This is a genomic window from Pseudarthrobacter sp. S3, assembly GCF_050156905.1.
Lineage (GTDB): Bacteria > Actinomycetota > Actinomycetes > Actinomycetales > Micrococcaceae > Arthrobacter.
Map to the genome: position 1 here is coordinate 539,115 of NZ_CP189583.1, position 18,321 is coordinate 557,435.

The 18,321-nt window shown below is 64.3% G+C and carries 15 protein-coding genes and 2 pseudogenes; 12 read left to right on the forward strand and 5 right to left on the reverse strand.

Annotated features, from left to right (window positions below):
- The first annotated feature begins 92 nt into the window (after nucleotides 1–92).
- The 9 genes from ACQCSV_RS02675 to ACQCSV_RS02715 all read left to right on the forward strand — a co-directional run bounded on the left by ACQCSV_RS02675 (nucleotide 93) and on the right by ACQCSV_RS02715 (nucleotide 10,367).
- A complete protein-coding gene (locus tag ACQCSV_RS02675) occupies nucleotides 93–1,154 on the forward strand; it encodes an ABC transporter permease subunit (protein WP_354223912.1) in 1,062 nt (353 codons plus the stop codon).
- 32 nt (nucleotides 1,155–1,186) lie between these two features.
- A complete protein-coding gene (locus ACQCSV_RS02680) occupies nucleotides 1,187–2,110 on the forward strand; it encodes a carbohydrate ABC transporter permease (RefSeq protein ID WP_354223910.1) in 924 nt (307 codons plus the stop codon).
- An 85-nt stretch (nucleotides 2,111–2,195) separates the two neighbouring features.
- Nucleotides 2,196–3,857 (forward strand): sugar ABC transporter substrate-binding protein, encoded by a 1,662-nt coding sequence (locus ACQCSV_RS02685; RefSeq protein ID WP_354223908.1) that lies wholly within the window; start codon nucleotides 2,196–2,198, stop codon nucleotides 3,855–3,857.
- Nucleotides 3,858–4,006: 149 nt separating this feature from the next.
- Complete coding sequence (locus tag ACQCSV_RS02690; RefSeq protein ID WP_426939512.1) at nucleotides 4,007–4,984, forward strand: LacI family DNA-binding transcriptional regulator; 978 nt, start codon at nucleotides 4,007–4,009, stop codon at nucleotides 4,982–4,984.
- Between the two features lie 103 nt (nucleotides 4,985–5,087).
- Nucleotides 5,088–6,284: a Gfo/Idh/MocA family oxidoreductase gene (locus ACQCSV_RS02695; RefSeq protein WP_354223904.1), complete on the forward strand. Its 1,197-nt coding sequence runs from the start codon at nucleotides 5,088–5,090 to the stop codon at nucleotides 6,282–6,284.
- 373 nt (nucleotides 6,285–6,657) lie between these two features.
- The gene (locus ACQCSV_RS02700; protein WP_354223902.1) at nucleotides 6,658–7,575 is read left to right on the forward strand and encodes an SIS domain-containing protein; all 918 of its coding nucleotides are present in this window, start codon (nucleotides 6,658–6,660) and stop codon (nucleotides 7,573–7,575) included.
- 10 nt (nucleotides 7,576–7,585) lie between these two features.
- Nucleotides 7,586–8,548 (forward strand): ROK family protein, encoded by a 963-nt coding sequence (locus ACQCSV_RS02705; RefSeq protein ID WP_354223900.1) that lies wholly within the window; start codon nucleotides 7,586–7,588, stop codon nucleotides 8,546–8,548.
- Nucleotides 8,545–9,531, forward strand: a complete 987-nt coding sequence (locus ACQCSV_RS02710) for a hexose kinase (RefSeq protein ID WP_354223898.1) — start codon at nucleotides 8,545–8,547, stop codon at nucleotides 9,529–9,531. Before ACQCSV_RS02705 ends, ACQCSV_RS02710 begins: the two co-directional genes overlap by 4 nt.
- Nucleotides 9,528–10,367, forward strand: a complete 840-nt coding sequence (locus ACQCSV_RS02715; RefSeq protein WP_354223896.1) for a class II fructose-bisphosphate aldolase — start codon at nucleotides 9,528–9,530, stop codon at nucleotides 10,365–10,367. The genes ACQCSV_RS02710 and ACQCSV_RS02715 overlap by 4 nt, the downstream gene beginning before the upstream one ends.
- Before the next feature lie 1,135 nt (nucleotides 10,368–11,502).
- Here ACQCSV_RS02715 and ACQCSV_RS02720 read toward each other — a convergent pair.
- The 3 genes and pseudogenes from ACQCSV_RS02720 to ACQCSV_RS02730 all read right to left on the reverse strand — a co-directional run.
- A pseudogene (locus ACQCSV_RS02720) lies at nucleotides 11,503–11,667 on the reverse strand (NAD-dependent dehydratase); the annotation flags it as partial.
- On the reverse strand, nucleotides 11,661–12,632 hold the full coding sequence (locus ACQCSV_RS02725; RefSeq protein ID WP_354223894.1) for an aldo/keto reductase: 972 nt from the start codon (nucleotides 12,630–12,632) through the stop codon (nucleotides 11,661–11,663). The gene ACQCSV_RS02725 and the pseudogene ACQCSV_RS02720, both read right to left, overlap by 7 nt.
- Before the next feature lie 87 nt (nucleotides 12,633–12,719).
- Nucleotides 12,720–13,541 (reverse strand): aldo/keto reductase, encoded by an 822-nt coding sequence (locus tag ACQCSV_RS02730; RefSeq protein WP_354223892.1) that lies wholly within the window; start codon nucleotides 13,539–13,541, stop codon nucleotides 12,720–12,722.
- A 199-nt stretch (nucleotides 13,542–13,740) separates the two neighbouring features.
- Between ACQCSV_RS02730 and ACQCSV_RS02735 the strand changes: the two are divergent.
- Nucleotides 13,741–14,499 (forward strand): annotated as a pseudogene (locus tag ACQCSV_RS02735) (helix-turn-helix transcriptional regulator).
- Between the two features lie 130 nt (nucleotides 14,500–14,629).
- Here ACQCSV_RS02735 and ACQCSV_RS02740 read toward each other — a convergent pair.
- Together ACQCSV_RS02740 and ACQCSV_RS02745 are read right to left on the reverse strand one after the other, a co-directional pair.
- On the reverse strand, nucleotides 14,630–14,839 hold the full coding sequence (locus ACQCSV_RS02740; protein WP_160676972.1) for a dodecin: 210 nt from the start codon (nucleotides 14,837–14,839) through the stop codon (nucleotides 14,630–14,632).
- A gap of 105 nt (nucleotides 14,840–14,944) precedes the next feature.
- On the reverse strand, nucleotides 14,945–15,649 hold the full coding sequence (locus ACQCSV_RS02745; protein ID WP_354223890.1) for a FadR/GntR family transcriptional regulator: 705 nt from the start codon (nucleotides 15,647–15,649) through the stop codon (nucleotides 14,945–14,947).
- Between the two features lie 144 nt (nucleotides 15,650–15,793).
- On the opposite strand from ACQCSV_RS02745, the gene ACQCSV_RS02750 reads away from it, so the two are divergent.
- Both ACQCSV_RS02750 and ACQCSV_RS02755 read left to right on the forward strand, forming a co-directional pair.
- A complete protein-coding gene (locus ACQCSV_RS02750) occupies nucleotides 15,794–17,278 on the forward strand; it encodes a four-carbon acid sugar kinase family protein (protein ID WP_426939124.1) in 1,485 nt (494 codons plus the stop codon).
- Between the two features lie 48 nt (nucleotides 17,279–17,326).
- On the forward strand, nucleotides 17,327–18,226 hold the full coding sequence (locus tag ACQCSV_RS02755) for an NAD(P)-dependent oxidoreductase (RefSeq protein ID WP_354156198.1): 900 nt from the start codon (nucleotides 17,327–17,329) through the stop codon (nucleotides 18,224–18,226).
- The last annotated feature ends 95 nt before the right edge of the window (nucleotides 18,227–18,321 follow it).

Here is an 18,321-nt window from a genome sequence, read left to right on the forward strand (position 1 = left end):
ATTATTTTGTTAAACGATTAACAAGCATGGGGTGAGTCACATCAGCAAAAGTTGCTGCCTTGGACTGTGACTCCATTGAACGAGGAGAGAGTATGAATTCGACGACGGGGGTGCCTGCTTCGCCGGCACCGGACCGCGTCCGGACTTTAGACGGAACAGGCAGCGCGCCGTCGCCAAAGTCAGGTCAGCCTCGCAGGTCCAAAAAGCAGGCCAAGTTCCAGGGCGGTCCTGTTCTGCGCAAGAGCTTCAGGAGCCGCCTCCGGCACGACAAGCAGATGCTGCTGATGATGGTGCCGGGAGTTCTTTTTCTGCTGCTGTTCTTCTACATCCCGATTCTGGGCAACGTCATCGCGTTTCAGGACTATCAGCCCTATCTGGGCATCGGGGACAGCCTTTGGGTGGGCTGGCAGAACTTCGCGGATTTGTTTGTCAATCCGGACTTCGTGCATGCCTTCTGGAACACGCTCTATCTGGCGGCCTGGCAGCTCGTGTTCCTCTTCCCGGTGCCGCTGATCCTGGCGCTCATTGTGGATTCGCTGATGAGCCCGCGCATCCGCAAGGTCTTCCAGAGCATTGCATACCTGCCGCACTTCCTGTCCTGGGTCCTGGTCATCGCGTTCTTCCAGCAGATGCTCGGCGGGGCCGGATTCATCAACAACTCACTGCGGCACCTGGGCATGGACGCCATCCCCTTCATGACCAATCCGGACACCTTCCCGGTGCTGGTGGTCGTCCAGATGATCTGGAAGGACGCGGGCTGGGCCATGATCATCTTCCTGGCGGCCCTGGCCACTATTGACGTCTCCCTCTACGAGGCTGCCGCAGCCGACGGCGCCGGCCGCTGGCGCAGGGTTTGGCACGTCACTCTGCCTGGCCTGCGCCCTGTGATCATCCTGCTGCTGATCCTGAGGATCGGCGACATCCTGTCAGTTGGCTTTGAACAGTTCATCCTCCAGCGCGATGCCGTCGGGGCGGGTGCGGCCGAAGTTCTGGACACGTTCACGTACTACACGGGCATTGTTGGAGGCGGCTGGAGTTCCGGCGCTGCGGCCGGCCTGGCAAAGGGCGTGGTCAGCCTGTTGCTGATCTGGGGAGCCAACAAGCTGGCCCACAAGTTCGGGGAAGACGGAATTTTTGCGAAGAAGGTCGGCTAGCCGGGGACCGGCCGCCGTACAAGGAGACTCACATGACCACTAAAGTACTGACCAAGAAAGCTTCCGGGCTGAGCTACGATTCCAAACGACCCGTCTGGAAAGAAAAGCCCTCGCTGCTGTACCAGAGCATCAAGGCCGTTGTGCTGGTGCTGTTCAGCGTTTCGATCCTGGCCCCCATGCTCCTGGTGGTGTCCACCTCGCTGGCTGATAACGAACAGCTCGTGGCCGCAGGGGGCTTCGTGATGTGGCCGGAACGGCCCACCCTTGAGGCCTATGAGATTATCTTCCGCGGCCCCCTGGTCCTGCAGTCGCTCGGAGTCAGCCTCTTCATCACCGTCGTGGGCACCTTGCTTGCATTGTTCGTGACGATCACCATGGCCTACGCCACCAGCCGCTCGGTCCTTTTTGGGCGGCCGGTCATCCTGGCCACCCTCTTCACCCTGCTGTTCGCACCCGGGCTGATCCCCTCCTTTTTGATGATCCGGGAGCTCGGCCTGCTGGACTCGCTCTGGTCACTGATCCTGCCTGGCGCCTTCGGGGCCTTCAACTTCGTGGTGATGCGCTCCTTCTTTATGAACATTCCCGGCGAACTGATCGAAAGCGCCAGGATTGACGGGGCCAGCGACTGGCAGATCCTGTGGAAGATCGTCCTTCCGCTCTCCAAAGCCGTGGTCGCCGTGGTGGGCCTGTTCTATGCGGTTGGCTTCTGGAACTCATTCTTCAACGCCTTGCTCTACATCAACGACCACAGCAAATGGCCCATCCAGCTTCTCCTGCGCAACTTCGTTGTCCAGGGCAGCGGTGCGGCCGACCAACTGGGAATCACCACTACCCCGCCCCCGCAGTCCATCCAGATGGCGGTGGTCGTTGTGGCCCTGGTCCCCATCCTCATGGTGTACCCGTTCCTGCAGAAGCACTTTGCCAAGGGTGTTATCACCGGCGCAGTCAAGGGCTGACCGCTGGTTTCTGTTCCCTTTAGTTGTTCACCACCACGGTCACATCAGCAGTACTTTCCCATTGAAAAACTAGAAAGGTTTCGCGATGACGAGCACTACTTCCGGACAGGCAGGATTCAGCCGACGCGGTTTCCTTGGCCTCACAGGCCTGGCCGTCGCCACGGCTGGTCTTGCTGCCTGCAACCCCGGCGGCGGCTCCGGCGGCGGGGGCGCCTCTGCCTCCTCTGCCGTGAAGCTCCCCACCTACAGGGAATTTACCGGTATCACCGCTGACATTCCCGGCAACGAAAAGGGCCTGCAGGCCGCTTTCTTCAAACTGCCCGAAGCCGTGCAGTCTGTCAAAACCCCGCCGCTCACGGGCAAGGTCACCGGCCTGACGGAAACCTTTGAAACTATGAGCCCGGGCATGAAGGACAACCCCTTCTGGCAGCGACTAAACGCCAAGCTCGGCGGCGAGCTGGAACTGCAGATCGCCGAGGACATCGGCGACGGCTACCCGGCGAAGTTCGCCACCGTCCTTGCCAGCAACAATCTTCCCGACATGATGTGGGTTCCGCCCAACCAGGGTATCCCCAATATCGGCCCCATGCTGGAAGCCAAATTCCAGGACCTCACCCCCTACCTCTCCGGCGACGCGGTGCTTGAGTACCCCAACCTGGCGGCGCTGAAGCCGGATTCATGGAAGACCGCCGTCATCAACGGCAAGATCTGGGGTGCTCCCATCCCCAGCACCCCGTTCGGTCAGGTCATGGCGGGCCGCAGGGATGTCTGGGACGCCGTAGGCGGCCTCAACGCGGACAGCGCCGATGAATTCCTGGAAAAAGCCAAGGAGCTGACGCGCCCCGGCGAGCAAAAGTATGCTCTGGAAGCCAACTACACCAACATCCTCCACATGGTCACCGAGTGGTTCGGCGCCCCCAACGGCTGGGCCGTCAACAAGGACCGTACACTGACCCACCTCTTCGAAACGGATCAGTACGCGGCTGGAATCGAGTTCACGGCAAAGATGTTCGCGGCCGGCGTCTTCTACCCGGACAGCAAAGCATCAGATATCCGCACCCGTGTTGCCAACGGCTCGATTGCCGCGCAGGTCCTGGTTGGCCCGCACGACATCCGCAGCTACCGTGTCCTGAACCAGAGCGCCAAATTCGACATCCTGTTGCCCTTCAGCGCCGATGGCAAGATCAAGCCCGTGTACGACATGGGTTATGGGACCGTCGGTTTCACCCCCTTCAAGAAGGCCGAGGAGGGAAAGATCCGCGAGCTCCTGGCACTGATCAATTACCTTTCGGCGCCGTTCGGCACCGCCGAGTACCTGCAAAAGAATTACGGCGAAGCCGGCCAGGACTACACCCTGACAAGTGATGGCAATCCGGTACTGACCGAGTCCGGTACCTCCAACGTTCCAGGCCTCGCGTCGGCGCTAAACATCATGGCCAGCCCAGAGAACGTCATCTTCAACCCGGGCTACGACGACGACACGAGGTATGTCCACGGCCAGGAGCAGAAGCTGCTCGAGAATGCGTGGCGCAACCCGACCAACGGAAGCTATTCGGACACCAGCGCGAAGGTGGGAGCAAAAATCAGCAAGCAGCTCCGCGACAAGGTCATCGACATCATTACCGGGCGCGAGCAGGTTGGCGCACTCAAAGACGCCGTCAAGCGCTGGCAGTCCGAGGGCGGCAATAAAATGCGAGAAGAGTACCAGGCTGCCTTGCCCGCGGGTGTGCCGGTCTTCAACTCATAGAACTTCGGTTGCGGCGGCGGGGATATTGGCGCCACCGCCGCAACCGGACATCCAACAGACAGCGGACTTCAGTCCAAGGACCGCTGCCGGGTCCACAAAGGGGAAACATGTCGGTGACAAATCGAGGCGCTTCGCGTCCGACCATCAGGATGGTCGCGGCGGAGGCGGGGGTGTCCACAGCCACGGTTTCCTATGTGCTGTCGGGACGGCGCGGCGAAGGCGGGCCGGGGGTCTCGGAAGCAACGGTCAGCCGCGTGAGAACAGCAGCGAACCGGCTGGGCTACCAGCCCAACCAGGCCGCACGGGCCATACGGACCGGGCGCACCAACACCGTGATCCTGTCCCTGACCATGCTGTCGGACCCGTGGGCGCTGGCTGTCATTGAGGCCGTCCAGCGTAGGGCGGCCCCTTTGGGGATCACACCCATGATCCTTGGCGACGCAGATTGGGCCAAGGTGCTCCAGACCCACAGCGCCGATGCCGTCTTTGTGGATTCTGTCCAGGGGGAGGGTGAACAGGCGCTGCGTCAGCTCGCTGGCCGCGGCACCAGGCTTGTGGTGTTCGACGAATCGATGGAGCCGGAGGGCTTCGATGTCATCAGGTCCGTGGCCGGACCGGGCTGTGAGCTGGCCATGGGTCATCTGCTCACAGGCCACAGCAGGATCGCGTGCCTCACTACGGCCAGAAGTCTCGCGGGGCCGCGCTTTATGGCATATAGGGACGCGCTGGAAGCTGCGGGGCTGCCGCACCGTGAAGGATATGTGGGCAGCTTCGACGGGACCTCTGCCGGAGCGTACGCCACCACCATCCGCTTGTTGTCGCTTGACGAACCGCCCACTGCTATCTATGCCACGACTGACTATGCGGCTGTAAGCGCCATTAATGCGGCACAGCGGCTGGGGCTGACCGTGGGCACCGACATCGACATCATCGGGGTAGGCAACACCGTGGAAGGCGAACGGATGACGCCGTCGCTGAGCACTGTGGGTCCGGTGGACTTCTTCGACCGGCTGGCACGGCTGCTGCTGGACCGCGCGCTGGGCTCTGATGCGGCCCCCGGCGTACTGGACTTCCCCTGGCAGCTGTTCGCCCGCGAATCAGCTCCGTTCAAGAGCACCACACCATAGTTTTGAGAAAGTTTCAGGCCACGCTCCACCGGGAACGCCCGGGCGGAGTCGGGGCTGCATGTTGGCCCGAGGGCTGCAACCAAGCAGGAGGAATCGTTTAGTAATGGGAACTGTTGACATGAAGGTGGGCCTGGTCGGATTCGGCCTGCGGGCCAGTCTGTGGAAGCACGTCCACAAGCCGGGCCAGGGTTCCGTGGTGACTATTGTCTGCGATACCAGCGAGCGGGGCCGGGCAGATGCCGCGGCGAAAATTCCGACAGCCACCGTGACGGCCGATTTGAACGAGCTGCTGGCCAGCGGGATTGACGCGGTCCTGGTGCTGACACCGGACAACAAGCACGCCCTGGTGGCGGTGGAAACGCTCAAGGCAGGCATCCCCACCTTCTGCGAGAAGCCCCTCGATGTGACGCTGGAAGCAGCGGACCTGATCCTGCAGACGGCCTATGAGACCGGAACCCGGCTGTATGTGGGACACAACATGCGACATATGCCGGTGGTGGTGCAGATGCGCCAGCTGATTGAAGACGGCGTGATCGGCGAGGTCAAGGCCATCTGGTGCCGGCACTTTGTAGGTAACGGCGGCGACTACTACTTCAAAGACTGGCACTCGGAGCGTAAAAACGTTACGTCGCTGCTGCTCCAGAAGGGCGCCCACGACATCGACGTCATCCATTGGCTGGCGAACGGCTACACCAAGCGGGTATCCGCCGTCGGTGAACTTGCCGTCTACGGCGACGTGAAGGACCGGCGCGACAACACCGGCAGAAGGATGGTGGACTGGTTCTCGCTGGATAATTGGCCGCCCACCGAACAGACCGAGCTCAGCCCGGTGATCGATGTGGAGGACATTTCCATGATGCAGATGGTGCTGGACAACGGTGTGCTGGCTTCGTATCAACAGTGCCACTTCACTCCTGATTACTGGCGGAACTACACGGTAATCGGCACCAAGGGCAGGATCGAGAATTTCGGCGACGGACCTGGCGAGAAGATCAACGTCTGGACCTCCAGGACGGCCACCGGTTTTGCGGAGCCGGACCAGGTAGTGGAGATCCTCGACGGCGACGGAGGCCACGGCGGGGCCGATCCCCGCTTGGTCGCGGAGTTCCTTGACTTCGCAGCACATGGCGGGCCGACACAGACCAGCCCGATCGCTGCGCGCCAGTCCGTAGCCGCAGGTGTGCTCGCCACCGAATCTCTGCGCGGTGACGGTTCCGCCCGCGAGGTTCCGGCCTTGCCGGTGGAACTTATCGAGTACTTCAACGCGGGGCAACCCGCACGGAGTGCACAGGCGGTCTGAAGGCCTGAAGGTTGATTGGCTGAGGCAGCCCGGTTCATCCTGCTCTGGTTGGCGTAGCGCTTCCGCCACGGCAACCAGCGCAGACCTGGACGCGCAGCTGCTTGAGCCACCGAAAATCATCGTCACGCATGTAGCCCGTTTCCCATGCAATTACCAACGACGATTCCACCTGCTGTCCTGGGCATACCGGTGACATTGAATTTTTTCTTCGAACCATCTCCGGGGTGCAGGGTGATTTTCGGAAGCCGTAGAGATTCCTCGATGATCAATCTGGCTCATTGAGTGTTTGTAGTGAAGAAAGTCACCGGCGCGTCGGGAGAGCCCGATGCAGCCTGAAGAGCAACGATGTACCGATTAAGGAGCACAAAGAACGATGACTGACGAAACTCTTGGAGCATTCATGGACGAGGAACTGACTTCCCAGCCGGAGGTGTGGGAGCGTGCCATCGCCCAGGCCCACGCCGAGAAACTTCTCCCGGCAGATGGCCAGCGCGTGGCCGTCATCGGCTGCGGAACGTCCTGGTTCATGGCCCAGAGCTATGCCGCGGCCCGCGAAGCGGCCGGCAAAGGCCTGACCGATTCCTATGCGGCTTCCGAGGCGTTCGTGAACACCAACAGCGAGGCCCGCAACTACGACGTCGTGATCGCCATTACGCGTTCCGGCACCACCACCGAGGTACTGGAACTGCTGACCGGGCTCCAGGGCAAGGTCCGCACGGTGGCCCTGATCGGCGATGTCGAGTCCCCGATAGTCGGCCTTGCCGATGCCGTCATCGGGCTCCCGTACGCGGACGAACAGTCCGTGGTGCAGACCCGCTTCGCCACGTCCGCGCTGGTCTACCTCCTGAGCAGTCTTGGTGTCGACCTCAGCCAGGCAGTCGAAGACGCACGGATCGCTGTAACGGCAGATGTTCCGCAGGAACTGCTCGACGCCGAGCAATTCACCTTCCTGGGGCGAGGCTGGACCGTCGGTCTGGCGCACGAGGCAGGGCTCAAGATGCGCGAAGCGGTGCAGGGCTGGACCGAGTCCTACCCCGCCATGGAATACCGCCACGGACCCATCTCCATCGCCGCCCGCGGCCGTGTCACCTGGCTCTTCGGCGAAGAGCCCGAGGGACTCCGCGACGACGTCGCCCGGACCGGGGCCCTGTACATCAATACGGGAAAGCACCCGTTGGCCGAACTGGCCCGGGTCCACAAGGTCACGCTGGAACGAGCCCGTGTCCGCGGCCTGAACCCGGACCTTCCGCGCAACCTCACCCGCTCGGTCATTCTCGACGCAACTGTCTAGGTGCCGCTCTATGTCAGATGGAATGACCCCCCTCGGCCAGGCATCAGCCGCCGTATTGGCCTTCGACGTGGGCGGTACGGACATGAAAGCCGGAATCGTTGACGCCTCGGGCGCTATCCGCGGCCTCCGGCGCGTCGCTACGCCGGTGGGCGGCAGCCGCACAGCGGTAGCCGTGCTGGACACTCTGGGCGGGATTGCCGCGGAATTGTCGCAGGAATTTCCGGACGTTCCGCTACAAGCCGCGGGTCTGACGGTGCCTGGACTGGTGGATTCCGCTGCCGGAATCGGCATCTACTCCGCGAACCTCCCCTGGCGGGATTTTCCCTTTACCGCGGAGGCCGAGCGGCGCCTTGGCCTGCCGGTGGCCTTCGGGCACGACGTCGCCTCGGCCGGAAGTGCCGAACTCCTATTCGGTGCCGCCCGCGGATTCAGCGATGTGGTGGTGATGATCCTCGGAACCGGGATCGCCGGGGCAGTGTTCTCCGGAGGGCAGCCGGTGGCGGCCGGCGGCTACGCCGGTGAACTGGGGCATGCCCTGGTGCCGGACCCGTCCGGAAAAGGCACCGCAATTCTGGAGTCCGTGGGTTCTGCCGGCGCCATCGCCCAACGCTATGCGGGCATGACCGGCGCCGCGGTGGACGGCGCCAAGGGCGTCCTGGAGCTCACCCGGTCCGGCGACGTCACCGCACAACAGGTCTGGGCCGACGCCATCGACGCTTTGGCCTTCAGCATTGCCCAGTGCGTCAACATCATCGGCACCGAGGCCGTAGTGCTCGGTGGCGGGCTCTCGGAAGCCGGAGACGAACTGTTGGCACCCTTGCGCCGGCGCGTGGATGAACTCCTGACGTTCCACCGACGGCCCAGGATCATGCCCGCACAGCTGGGGCAGAACGCCGGCCTGATCGGTGCTGCACTGAACGCCCGCACCCTGCTGGGCCGGCCACTGCGGCCAAATGCGGACGTTCCCGCGTGAGCACCCCAGCCGGAGAATCGGCCGGGAACGGCAGGCGCATCATCACCGTGACGCCGAACCCGGCCGTGGATCTCACCTACCACGTCGACGGCATCATCCCCGGAGGCAGCCACCGGGTGAACACTCCATTGAGCCGGGCCGGCGGCAAAGGGTTGAACGTCGCCAGGGTGGCCCACCAGCTGGGCAGTACAGTCCTCGCCATCGCCCCCGCGGGCGGCTCATCCGGTGCCGCCTTCGCCGCCGAGCTTGCAGCCAGCGGAATACCCCACCGTCTCATCCCCGTTCGGTCGGAGACGCGCCGCAGCATCGCGCTCGTGGATGACGTCAGCGGCCATACGTCCATCTTCAATGAGTCCGGACTTCCTCTGGAACCCGCAGAGTGGCAGGCGCTGGCTGCCGCCGTCGTCGAAAGCCTCAGCGGCGACGACGGGCACCTGGCCGGGGTTCTGGTGGGTTCCGGTAGCCTGCCGGCGGGCGCGCCACAAGACTTCTATTCGGCCCTTGTCAAGCTGGCCCATGACGCCGGCGTCCCGGCAATCATTGACACGTCCGGTCCCGGAATCATCGCTGCGGCGAGAGCCGGCGCGGACCTGCTGAAGCCCAACAACCACGAACTCACTGAGGCCATGGGGCAGCAGGACCTGGCCGGCGCGGCCCTCCAGCTCATAGGACTCGGCGCGCGGAGGGTGCTGGTCAGTACCGGTGCCGACGGCATGATGGCATTCGATGCTGCTGAACCGGACCGCTACTGGCACGCCCGACTGCCGGAACCCCTCAACGGCAACCCAACCGGCGCCGGCGACGCCGCAGTCTCAGCTGCCGCCGTCGAGCTTGCCAATGGCGTCATAGACACCGAACAGATCCTGCGGGCCGCCACGGCCTGGTCTGCCGCCGCCGTGCTGATGCCTGGCGCCGGAGAAATATCACCCCGGTATTCGGAACTCGCAGATCAGCTGATCGTCTCTTACAAGGAGCTGCCATGACCCTGGTCAATACCCGCGAACTGATGGAAAGCGCCGCAGAACGCGGTGTGGGGCAAGGTGCCTTCAACATCGTCCACTTGGAAACCGCGGAGGGACTGGTGGCCGGAGCCGAGGCGGCCGGACTCCCGGTGATCCTGCAGATCTCCGAGAACTGCGCCAAATTCCACGGCGGGCTGGAGCCCCTAGCGCTTGCTTCGCTGGAAATTGCGAGGCAGGCCTCTGTCCCGGTTTCCCTGCATCTGGACCACGCAGAATCTGAAGAGCTGGCTCGTGAGGCGGTTGACCTGGGGTTCGGTTCGGTGATGTACGACGGTGCCCATCTGGATTATGAGCTGAATGTAGCGGCCACGAGGCGGGTGGCGGAATACGCCCACAGCAGGGGCGTCTACATCGAGGCTGAGCTTGGCAAAGTAGGCGGAAAAAACGGCGCCCATGCCCCGGGGGTCAGGACAGATCCCGCTGAGGCGGCTGCCTTTGTGTTGGCCACGGGGGTGGACGCGCTGGCTGTCGCCGTGGGTTCGTCCCATGCCATGACGGAGCGGAGCGCTGCCCTGGACTTCGGACTTATTTCCCGGTTGAGGTCCGGGCTGGACGTGCCACTCGTGTTGCATGGTTCATCAGGGGTCTCTGATGAGACGATTGTGGCTGCCATTGGCGCCGGTATGACAAAGATTAATGTATCCACCCACCTGAACGGGTTCTTCACCCGCGCAATCCGGGAATATCTGGATGCGGACCCGTCCGTGGTGGATTCGCGGAAATACCTTGAGGCGGGCCGGGTTGCCCTGGTGCCTGAGGTATCACGGTTGCTGACGCTGTTCGCGAAGGCCATTTAGCGTGGGGCGAGAGGCACCCCAGTGAACGGTTCGAAATGGCCCAACCGGCAGGACCACGGCGGGAAACCCAGAAGGCGGCAAGGCACGACGCGATATCAGCCTGCACGAGTTGAAATTTCGACCCGGGTCCATCCCGGCGCGACGGAGGAATGTCTCTTGGGGCTCGTGGCTTCATCCCGTGGAGAGCTGTTGCGAATGGGGGCAGCGGCTGCCGAGATTGAAGTCGTGACGGATCGTGATGAAGACGGTGCTGTCAGTGTGATGGTGACCTGGATCAACGCAACCGTAGCCGACCAACCGGCGCCCGTGGAAGACGGCCGTTGAGGGCTTCCCGACACGGCGTCGAACCGAGCCGAAGATTTCGCTTTCTTGAAGCGCAGGCCAACGCCAGCGCGGATCTGATCCAGTATCGGCCTCAATCACTCCTGGGCCGCGTGCTGATCTCGGGGACTGCGGACGGGAAAATGCCGGATACCGGGCTTCACCGGGCCAATTCCTGAGACGCTTGCCGAACTGATCCCCGCCGTTCCCCGCCTGCTCTAACCGTCTAGCGTCACGATGCAATCGGGAGCGGGCTGCTCGCTCAGACTCAGCGGCGCTGACGACGGTCCTCCATGGGTGGCAACTTGGGCCGTCCAACGTTCTCGAGCTGTGCCCGAAAACCCGGTCAGGGTTGTCGCACCGGACAAGATTCCAGGGCAAGTCAGATTCACCGTCCCACATCCAAACGAGACTCCCAGCCCGGCACGGCTCCCTCGCCCGGCGTTGTGACTGTTCGCCAGGATTGGCGACTAATCCGCCGTATCGGTTGGCAGTTTTGAAGCGTGAGCCCATCGGCGGCGCCGCCCTGCTGTCATCAGGGGATGAGGGTCTGCAGGACCGCTCCGGCGGCCACGAAACCGGCCGCGAAGGCAAGGTTCCATGCGGTCCGGCGGCGCCGGGCCACGGCCACGCGCCTCCACAGGGCGTCGAACCGGTTCTGCAGGCCGGCAGGGTCACCAGGTAACAGCGGGTTCCGGTGCCAGGTTCCCGGCAAAACGGCCGACGTGGCAATCCGGGAAACCTGCTCCGGGGTGAGCACTGGCCTGCGCCGGTTAAGCCAACGCAGTAGCTGCCGGTCCGTCACCACCGCAACGTCGACGGGCGGCTTGCCTGATTGGCCGCGGTTGAGGATAGTCAGCCGGTGCCCCAGCGCGACGGCGCGTTCTGCCGCCGCCGCGCTGATCACCCCGGTGCCGCCCAGGAAGAGGAGGCTCCGCGGCGCCACAGTGTCTGCCGTGGAATCCAATGGATTCACCATGCGTAGTCCTCCGGTGCCGGGCGGTGGCCCGGGAAGATGTCGTCGAGCCGCTTGAGCGCGTCGGCGTCAAGCGTGACGTCCAATGCCCGGATGCCGGCGTCGAGCTGTGCCTGCGTGCGCGGCCCCACGATCGGTGCAGTGACAGCAGGCTGGTGAAGGAGCCAGGCGAGCGCGATGTCACCGGGTTCATGTCCGAGTCCGTCCGCAAGATCCTCGAACTGCTGGATCTGGTCCCGGTGCTTCTCGAGCGTTTCTGCAGCGCGTCCTTCGATGCGCCGGACGCCTCCGCGTTCCTTCTTCAGGATGCCGCCCAGCAGCCCGCCCTGCAGAGGGGACCAGGGGATCAGGCCCAGGCCGTACTGCTGGGCGGCAGGGATGACCTCCAGCTCCACCTCGCGGCGGAACAGGTTATAGATCGACTGCTCGCTGACCAGCCCAGTGTAGTTCCGGCGACGGGCAGCTTCCTGTGCCTGGGCGATGTGCCACCCGGCGAAGTTGCTGCTGCCTGAGTAGAGGATCTTGCCCTGCTGGACGGCCACTTCGATGGCCTGCCAGATCTCATCCCAGGGTGTGTCCCGGTCAATGTGATGGAACTGGTACACATCGATGTAGTCCGTCTGGAGGCGCTTCAGGCTGGCGTCCAAGGCGCGGCGGATGTTCAGCGCGGACAGCTTGGACTCGTTGGGGCGGTCGGTCATGGTGCCGTACAGCTTGGTGGCCAGGACGGTCCGTTCGCGCCGCTCGCCGCCCTTGGCGAACCAGCGGCCAATGATGTCCTCGGTCCAGCCCCGATGCCCGCTGCCGCCATAGACATTGGCCGTGTCGAAGAAGTTGATGCCGGCGTCCAGTGCGGAATCCATGATGTTGTGTGCGTCCGCTTCGTCGGTATGCGGGCCGAAGTTCATGGTGCCCAGGCACAGGCGGGAAACTTTGAGGCCGGAGCGGCCCAGGTGCGTGTACTGCATGGGAAATCCTTCGTTGGTGGATGGACCTATCGGAATGCGGTGACCGAGCCTGCCGGAACCGGTGCCGGCAGGCTCGGTCACCGGTTGCTACAGCTGCGTGAAAGCGGCGACGGCGGGATCGGCACCGATGCGCGCGCCCCGCTCCAGGGTGGTGATGGAGGCGAGTTCGTCGTCGGACAGTGTCAGGGACGCGGCGGCGAGGTTTTCGCGGATGCGGGACGGGTTAACAGACTTGGGGATGACGATGGTGCCGGCGGCCAGGTGCCAGGCCAGGACCACCTGCGCCGTGGTGGCGTCGTGAGCCTGCGCGACAGCGGTGACGGCGTTCCCGTTGAGGTCGCCGCCCTGGCCCAGCGGACTGTAGGCCTCCACCGCAATCCCGAGGGCGCGGCTCTTGGCGGCAAGTTCGGCCTGCTGGAAGCTGGGGTGCACCTCGATCTGGTTCACTGCCGGTACCACGTCCGAAGATTCGAGCAGGGTGTCCAGGTGGTCCGAGAGGAAGTTCGAGACGCCGATGGCGCGGATCTCCTTGGCGTTATGCAGGGCCTCCAGCTCCTTCCATGCCTGGACATAGAGGCCCTGCGACGGAACCGGCCAGTGGATGAGGTAGAGGTCCACGAAGTCGAGACCCAGTGCATCGCGGGTGTCCTGGAATGCGTCCCGGGCCCGGCCCTGGTCGCCGTTGCGGAGCTTGGTGGTCACAAAGATTTCCTCGCGCGGAATGCCTGAGGCTGCGATGGCAGCTCCCACACCTGCTTCGTTGCGGTAGCCGGCGGCGGTGTCGATGTGGCGGTAGCCGGCGGCGAGAGCATCTTCGACGATCCGCTGGGTGTCTTCCGGCGGGACCTGGAATACGCCGAAGCCGAGCTGGGGAATGGTGATGCCGTTGTTCAGCGTGATTTCTGACATGGGGGACTCCTCATAATGCGGAAGGGTGGTTCCTGGCACGGGACGTCCGGCCGGAAACCGCTTTCGGGAATTGCTCCGGTACGAGCCTATGTACTTTCTCGCCGATAGCCAGGCCCTGACCGTATCCCTGTTTTTCCTAGGACTGGCAGTCCTACCTTCGCCGTAGGAAGTGCCTGCCGGGACGATGCAGAATGGGGGCATGGGTCAGAGCGCCGAGCTCGGAAAATTCCTGAAGGCCATGCGGTCCCGGCTGAGTCCGGAAGACGCGGGGGCGGAAGCCACCTCCGGCGTGCGCCGGGTTCCTGGCCTTCGGCGTGAGGAAGTGGCCAGGCTTGCAGGGGTCAGCACGGACTACTACATCCGCCTGTAGCAGGGCAGGAACATCCATCCGTCGCGCTCTGTGCTCGACTCCGTGTCCCGAGCCCTCCGGCTGGATGCGGGCCAACACGCGCACATGGCCTACATGTTGTTCACGGATTTTCGGGACCTGCCGGCGCACGAGCGCAACCTGACCCGGTGGCTGGTTCTCGATCCCGGTGCCCGGGAACTCTTCCGCGACTGGAAAACAGTGGCGGCGGACGAGGCCGGAGCCCTCCGCGTGGATGTCGGCCGGCACCCCAACGACCCGGAGGCCAACCAGCTGGTCGGCGAACTCGCCGTCCATAGCGAGCAATTCCGGCAATGGTGGGCAGGGCACCGCGTGGCCACGCGGTCCGCCGGCAGCATACGGCTCCATCATCCCGCCGTCGGCGACCTGGAACTGAACTTTGAAAACCTGGTCCTTCCGGACGATCCGGACCAGACTCTGAGGGTGTATTCCGCAAAACCGGGCTCGCCGTCGTCGGACGCCTTGGCGTTACTGAGTCTTGGCCTCAATGCCGGGACCGGCTCCGCAGTCGCCCCTCCGGGCACGGCGCTGGACTTGGAAGTACTCCCTCCGGCCTCCGCCGAAAGCTGATCGGTCTGTACGGCTGCTGGCAACGCTGATTCTAGCCAGGCGCACCGCAGGCGTTGCCTCGTCCAACAGAAGCCAAAGAGTGATGGCCGCGCCCAAAGGACGCGGCCATCACTCCGAAAACCCAGGCAGGTCAGCCTTCGTGGCGGAAACCGAGCTTGACCCGCACCTGCCAGTCGGCAACCTGGCCATCTTTGAGATGGCCGCGGATTTCCTTCACTTCGAACCAGTCAAGGTTGCGCAAGGTCTTGGAGGCCTCGGCGATCCCGTTGCGGACTGCCGCGTCCACGCCTTCTTCGGAGGTACCGACAATTTCAGTAATGCTGTACGTGTGGTTGGACAACTTCGCTCCTCGTGATCGCCTTCGATTCCCGGTTGCGGGCCGTTCTTGAACACTAGTGGCACTTCTCAGGTGTGGCCAGACCCAATACTTCGGAGCGGATGCTGGTCAGGGCGCCTCGAGGACCAGGTTCTTGAGGTCATCCAGGGTCTGTTGCATGTGCTGGTCCATGGCTTCCCGCGACCGGCTCGGATCGCGCGACTCCAGTGCCTCGGCGATGTTCTGGTGGTGCCCGATTGCATGCTCCTGGATGGCGGGCACGGCCGATGTCTCGGCCCGGCGCTTTTCGAGCACCCGGTGCAGCGGCGCGAAAAGGACCGCCACAAAAACGTTCTCCGAGGCGCGCAGGATCAGGTCATGGAATGCCAGGTCAGCCTCCACGAAGGCGGCCACGTCATTGACCTCATGGGCGGCCCGCATCGCCGCTACATGGACGAACAGCGCCTGGATGTCGGTGTCGCTGATCCGGGCGGCCGCGAGCTCACACGCCCCGGTTTCCAGCATCCGGCGCAGTTCAATCAGCTGCACGGACGCGGCGGCTTCGTTCTGGCCCTCTGACGCGGCGCGCAGCACAGCTTCCAGCGAAGCCCAGCGGTTCAGCGGGTTTACGAACGTGCCGCGGCCGCGTTCCACGCTGAGGATCCGCTGCGCCTCGAGGGTTTTCATGGCCTCGCGCACGGTCATCCGGCTTACCTCGTGTTTGGCGCTGAGCTCAAGCTCTCCGGGCACGCTGGATCCGGCTGGAAATTCCCCGGCAATGATCCGGTCCAGGAGCTCGTCTGCAACAACGCCCACCAATGATTTCCGTGCCATATGTCCCCCTTGTGGCGTCGCCAGATATGTCTGACAAGTCTACTTGCGCGTTCCTATGTCCTGTGCCACACTATTTGAAATGTTAGATGTCAGACATCTTACAGTTACCTCAATTTTTTGATTTCCCACACAACGGAGTGCACTGTGACGCTTGAAGCAGACATCCTGGCCGCCTTCCCGGCCGAAGTCCGGATTCCCGCCCGCCTTGTTGCCGACGCCGTCGCCGCGTCCAGCGCGACGACCCCCCGGATGCTCATAGTGCTCGACGACGACCCCACCGGAACGCAGTCCGTTGCGGATCTTCCCGTGCTCACCCGCTGGGAGGTGGAGGACTTCACCTGGGCCTTCGGGCAGGCGACGCCTGCCGTGTACGTGCTGACCAACACCCGCAGCCTGGACCCCGCAGAAGCTGCAGCCCGCAACGAGGAAGTGGTCCGCAACGCGCTGGCCGCCGCGGGGCCCGCAGATGCCAGCACCGGTTCGGGCCTCCGGCTCGGGTTCGTGAGCCGCAGCGACTCCACTCTCCGCGGACACTACCCGCTGGAGCCAGACGTCATCGCCGCCACCGTTGCTGACGTCAGCGGAGAAGCCACCGACGGCGTGGTGCTGGTGCCGGCGTTCCCCGACGCCGGCCGCGTGACCATCGGCGGCGTGCACTACATGCGCGGCACCGGGGACGACGCCGGCACGCTCACCCCCGTGGCTGAGACCGAGTTCGCCAAGGATGCAAGCTTCGGCTTCACCAGCTCGGACATGACCCAGTACGTGGAAGAGAAGTCGCAGGGCCGTATCGCCGCGGAATCCGTGATCGTCCTTGACCTGAACATCATCCGCGCCTCGGCCGATCCGCAGATCACCGCCAAGGCCATCGCCGACGCAATCCATCCCGCCGCCGACTCCACGCCGATCATCGCGGACATCGTCACGGAGAACGACCTCCGCGCCCTGTCACTGGGCCTGCAAGAAGCCGAACGGCGAGGCAAGAAGCTCCTCTACCGCGTGGGACCGCCGTTTGTCCGGGCCCGGATCGGCCAGGAAATCCGCGCCGAGCTCACCGGCGCTGAAGCCTTTGCCGGCAACACCCCGTCCGAGGCAGGCGGCCTGATCGTCGTCGGATCCCACGTGGGCGTGACCACCCGTCAACTCAAGGCCCTCACAGAACAGCACAGCGCCGCCCGGATTGTGGAGATCGACGTCGAGAAGCTGCTCAGCGACGCCGGGGACGCCCATCTGGACCAGACCGTCGGCACCGTCGTGGAGGCTCTCCACGGGGGAGACGTGATCGTCCACACGAGCCGGCTGCTGATCAAGACCGACAACCCCGCCGAAAGCCTTCGGATCGCGCGCACGGTGTCCGCCGCCGTCGTTGCCGTGGTGAACCGGACGCTCAAGACGTTCCCGCCGCGATTCGTCATCGCCAAGGGCGGGATCACGTCCTCCGACGTCGCCGCCCACGGCCTGGAAATCCGCCACGCCATAGTCCGCGGGCCCATGCTGCCGGGCATCGTCTCGCTCTGGGAGCCGGTGGACGGACCCGCCACGGGCATCCCGTACATCGTGTTCGCCGGCAACGTGGGCGATGACCAGTCCCTCGCCGACGTCACCCGCAAGCTCAGCAACACCATCTGACCGGTGGTTGAGCTTGTCGAAACCCGCAAGAATTCAAAGGAGAACACCATGACCAGCAACTACACCATCACCGTCCTGGGCCTCGGCGCCATGGGCCTGCCCATGGCTACCCGCCTGGCCAGCGAACTCACCGTCCACGGCTTCGACATCGCCGAGCCGCGCCTGAAGCTCGCCGAAGAAGCCGGCATCCGCACCTTCGCCTCCGCCCGGGAAGCCTCCAAGGGCGCCGACGCCCTGCTCCTGGCGGTCCGCAACGGCGAGCAGCTCAACGAGGTCCTCTTCGGGGAGAACGGCGTGGCCTCCGTGCTGGAGCCGGGCGCCGTCGTTATCCTCGGCAGCACCGTGGGCACCGAAGCGATCCCCGCCACCGTGGCGCGCCTGGCCGAATACGGTGTTGAGCTCGTGGACGCGCCGCTGTCCGGCGGCCCCAAGCGCGCCGGCGAAGGCGACCTGCTGATCGTTGTCGGCGCCTCCCCGGAAGCCCAGGAAAAGGCCCGCCCGGCCCTCGAGCTGCTGGCCTCCACGCTCACCGTGGTGGGCGACAAGCCCGGCGACGGCCAGGCGCTCAAGACCGTTAACCAGCTCCTCTGCGGCGTCCACATCGCGGCCGCCGCCGAAGCCCTGGCCCTCGCCGACGCGCTCGGCCTGGACCAGGCCAAGACCCTCGCCGCGCTCGAAGCCGGCGCGGCAGGTTCGTTTATGCTCTCCAACCGAGGCCCGCGCATTCTCGAGGCCTACACGGAAAACGGCGCCGAGGTCCTGTCCCGCCTGGACATCTTCGTCAAGGACATGGGCATCGTGGGCAAGGCCACCCGCGCCGCCGGCCTGGCAGCCCCCGTCGCCGCCGCGGCGGAGCAGCTGTACCTCCTGGGCCAGACCCAGGGCCTGGCCGCCGCCGATGACTCCGCCGTCATAAAGGTCGTCGCCCCGGCCAAACGCACCTCCTAAGCGCCACCCCAATAACCCGACGACGGCGGATCCCCCCTTTCCGCCGTCGTCGATCCACCCAGCCCGCTAGGCCGAACTAGCACCGTCGAAGGAGA

Coding starts and splice junctions, on each gene's coding strand:
- ACQCSV_RS02675 (WP_354223912.1), top strand. CDS start 93: ATGAATTCGACGACGGGGGTGCCTGCTTCGCCGGCACCGGACCGCGTC.
- ACQCSV_RS02680 (WP_354223910.1), top strand. CDS start 1,187: ATGACCACTAAAGTACTGACCAAGAAAGCTTCCGGGCTGAGCTACGAT.
- ACQCSV_RS02685 (WP_354223908.1), top strand. CDS start 2,196: ATGACGAGCACTACTTCCGGACAGGCAGGATTCAGCCGACGCGGTTTC.
- ACQCSV_RS02690 (WP_426939512.1), top strand. CDS start 4,007: ATGGTCGCGGCGGAGGCGGGGGTGTCCACAGCCACGGTTTCCTATGTG.
- ACQCSV_RS02695 (WP_354223904.1), top strand. CDS start 5,088: ATGGGAACTGTTGACATGAAGGTGGGCCTGGTCGGATTCGGCCTGCGG.
- ACQCSV_RS02700 (WP_354223902.1), top strand. CDS start 6,658: ATGACTGACGAAACTCTTGGAGCATTCATGGACGAGGAACTGACTTCC.
- ACQCSV_RS02705 (WP_354223900.1), top strand. CDS start 7,586: ATGTCAGATGGAATGACCCCCCTCGGCCAGGCATCAGCCGCCGTATTG.
- ACQCSV_RS02715 (WP_354223896.1), top strand. CDS start 9,528: ATGACCCTGGTCAATACCCGCGAACTGATGGAAAGCGCCGCAGAACGC.
- ACQCSV_RS02725 (WP_354223894.1), bottom strand. CDS start 12,632: ATGCAGTACACGCACCTGGGCCGCTCCGGCCTCAAAGTTTCCCGCCTG.
- ACQCSV_RS02730 (WP_354223892.1), bottom strand. CDS start 13,541: ATGTCAGAAATCACGCTGAACAACGGCATCACCATTCCCCAGCTCGGC.
- ACQCSV_RS02745 (WP_354223890.1), bottom strand. CDS start 15,649: ATGGCACGGAAATCATTGGTGGGCGTTGTTGCAGACGAGCTCCTGGAC.
- ACQCSV_RS02755 (WP_354156198.1), top strand. CDS start 17,327: ATGACCAGCAACTACACCATCACCGTCCTGGGCCTCGGCGCCATGGGC.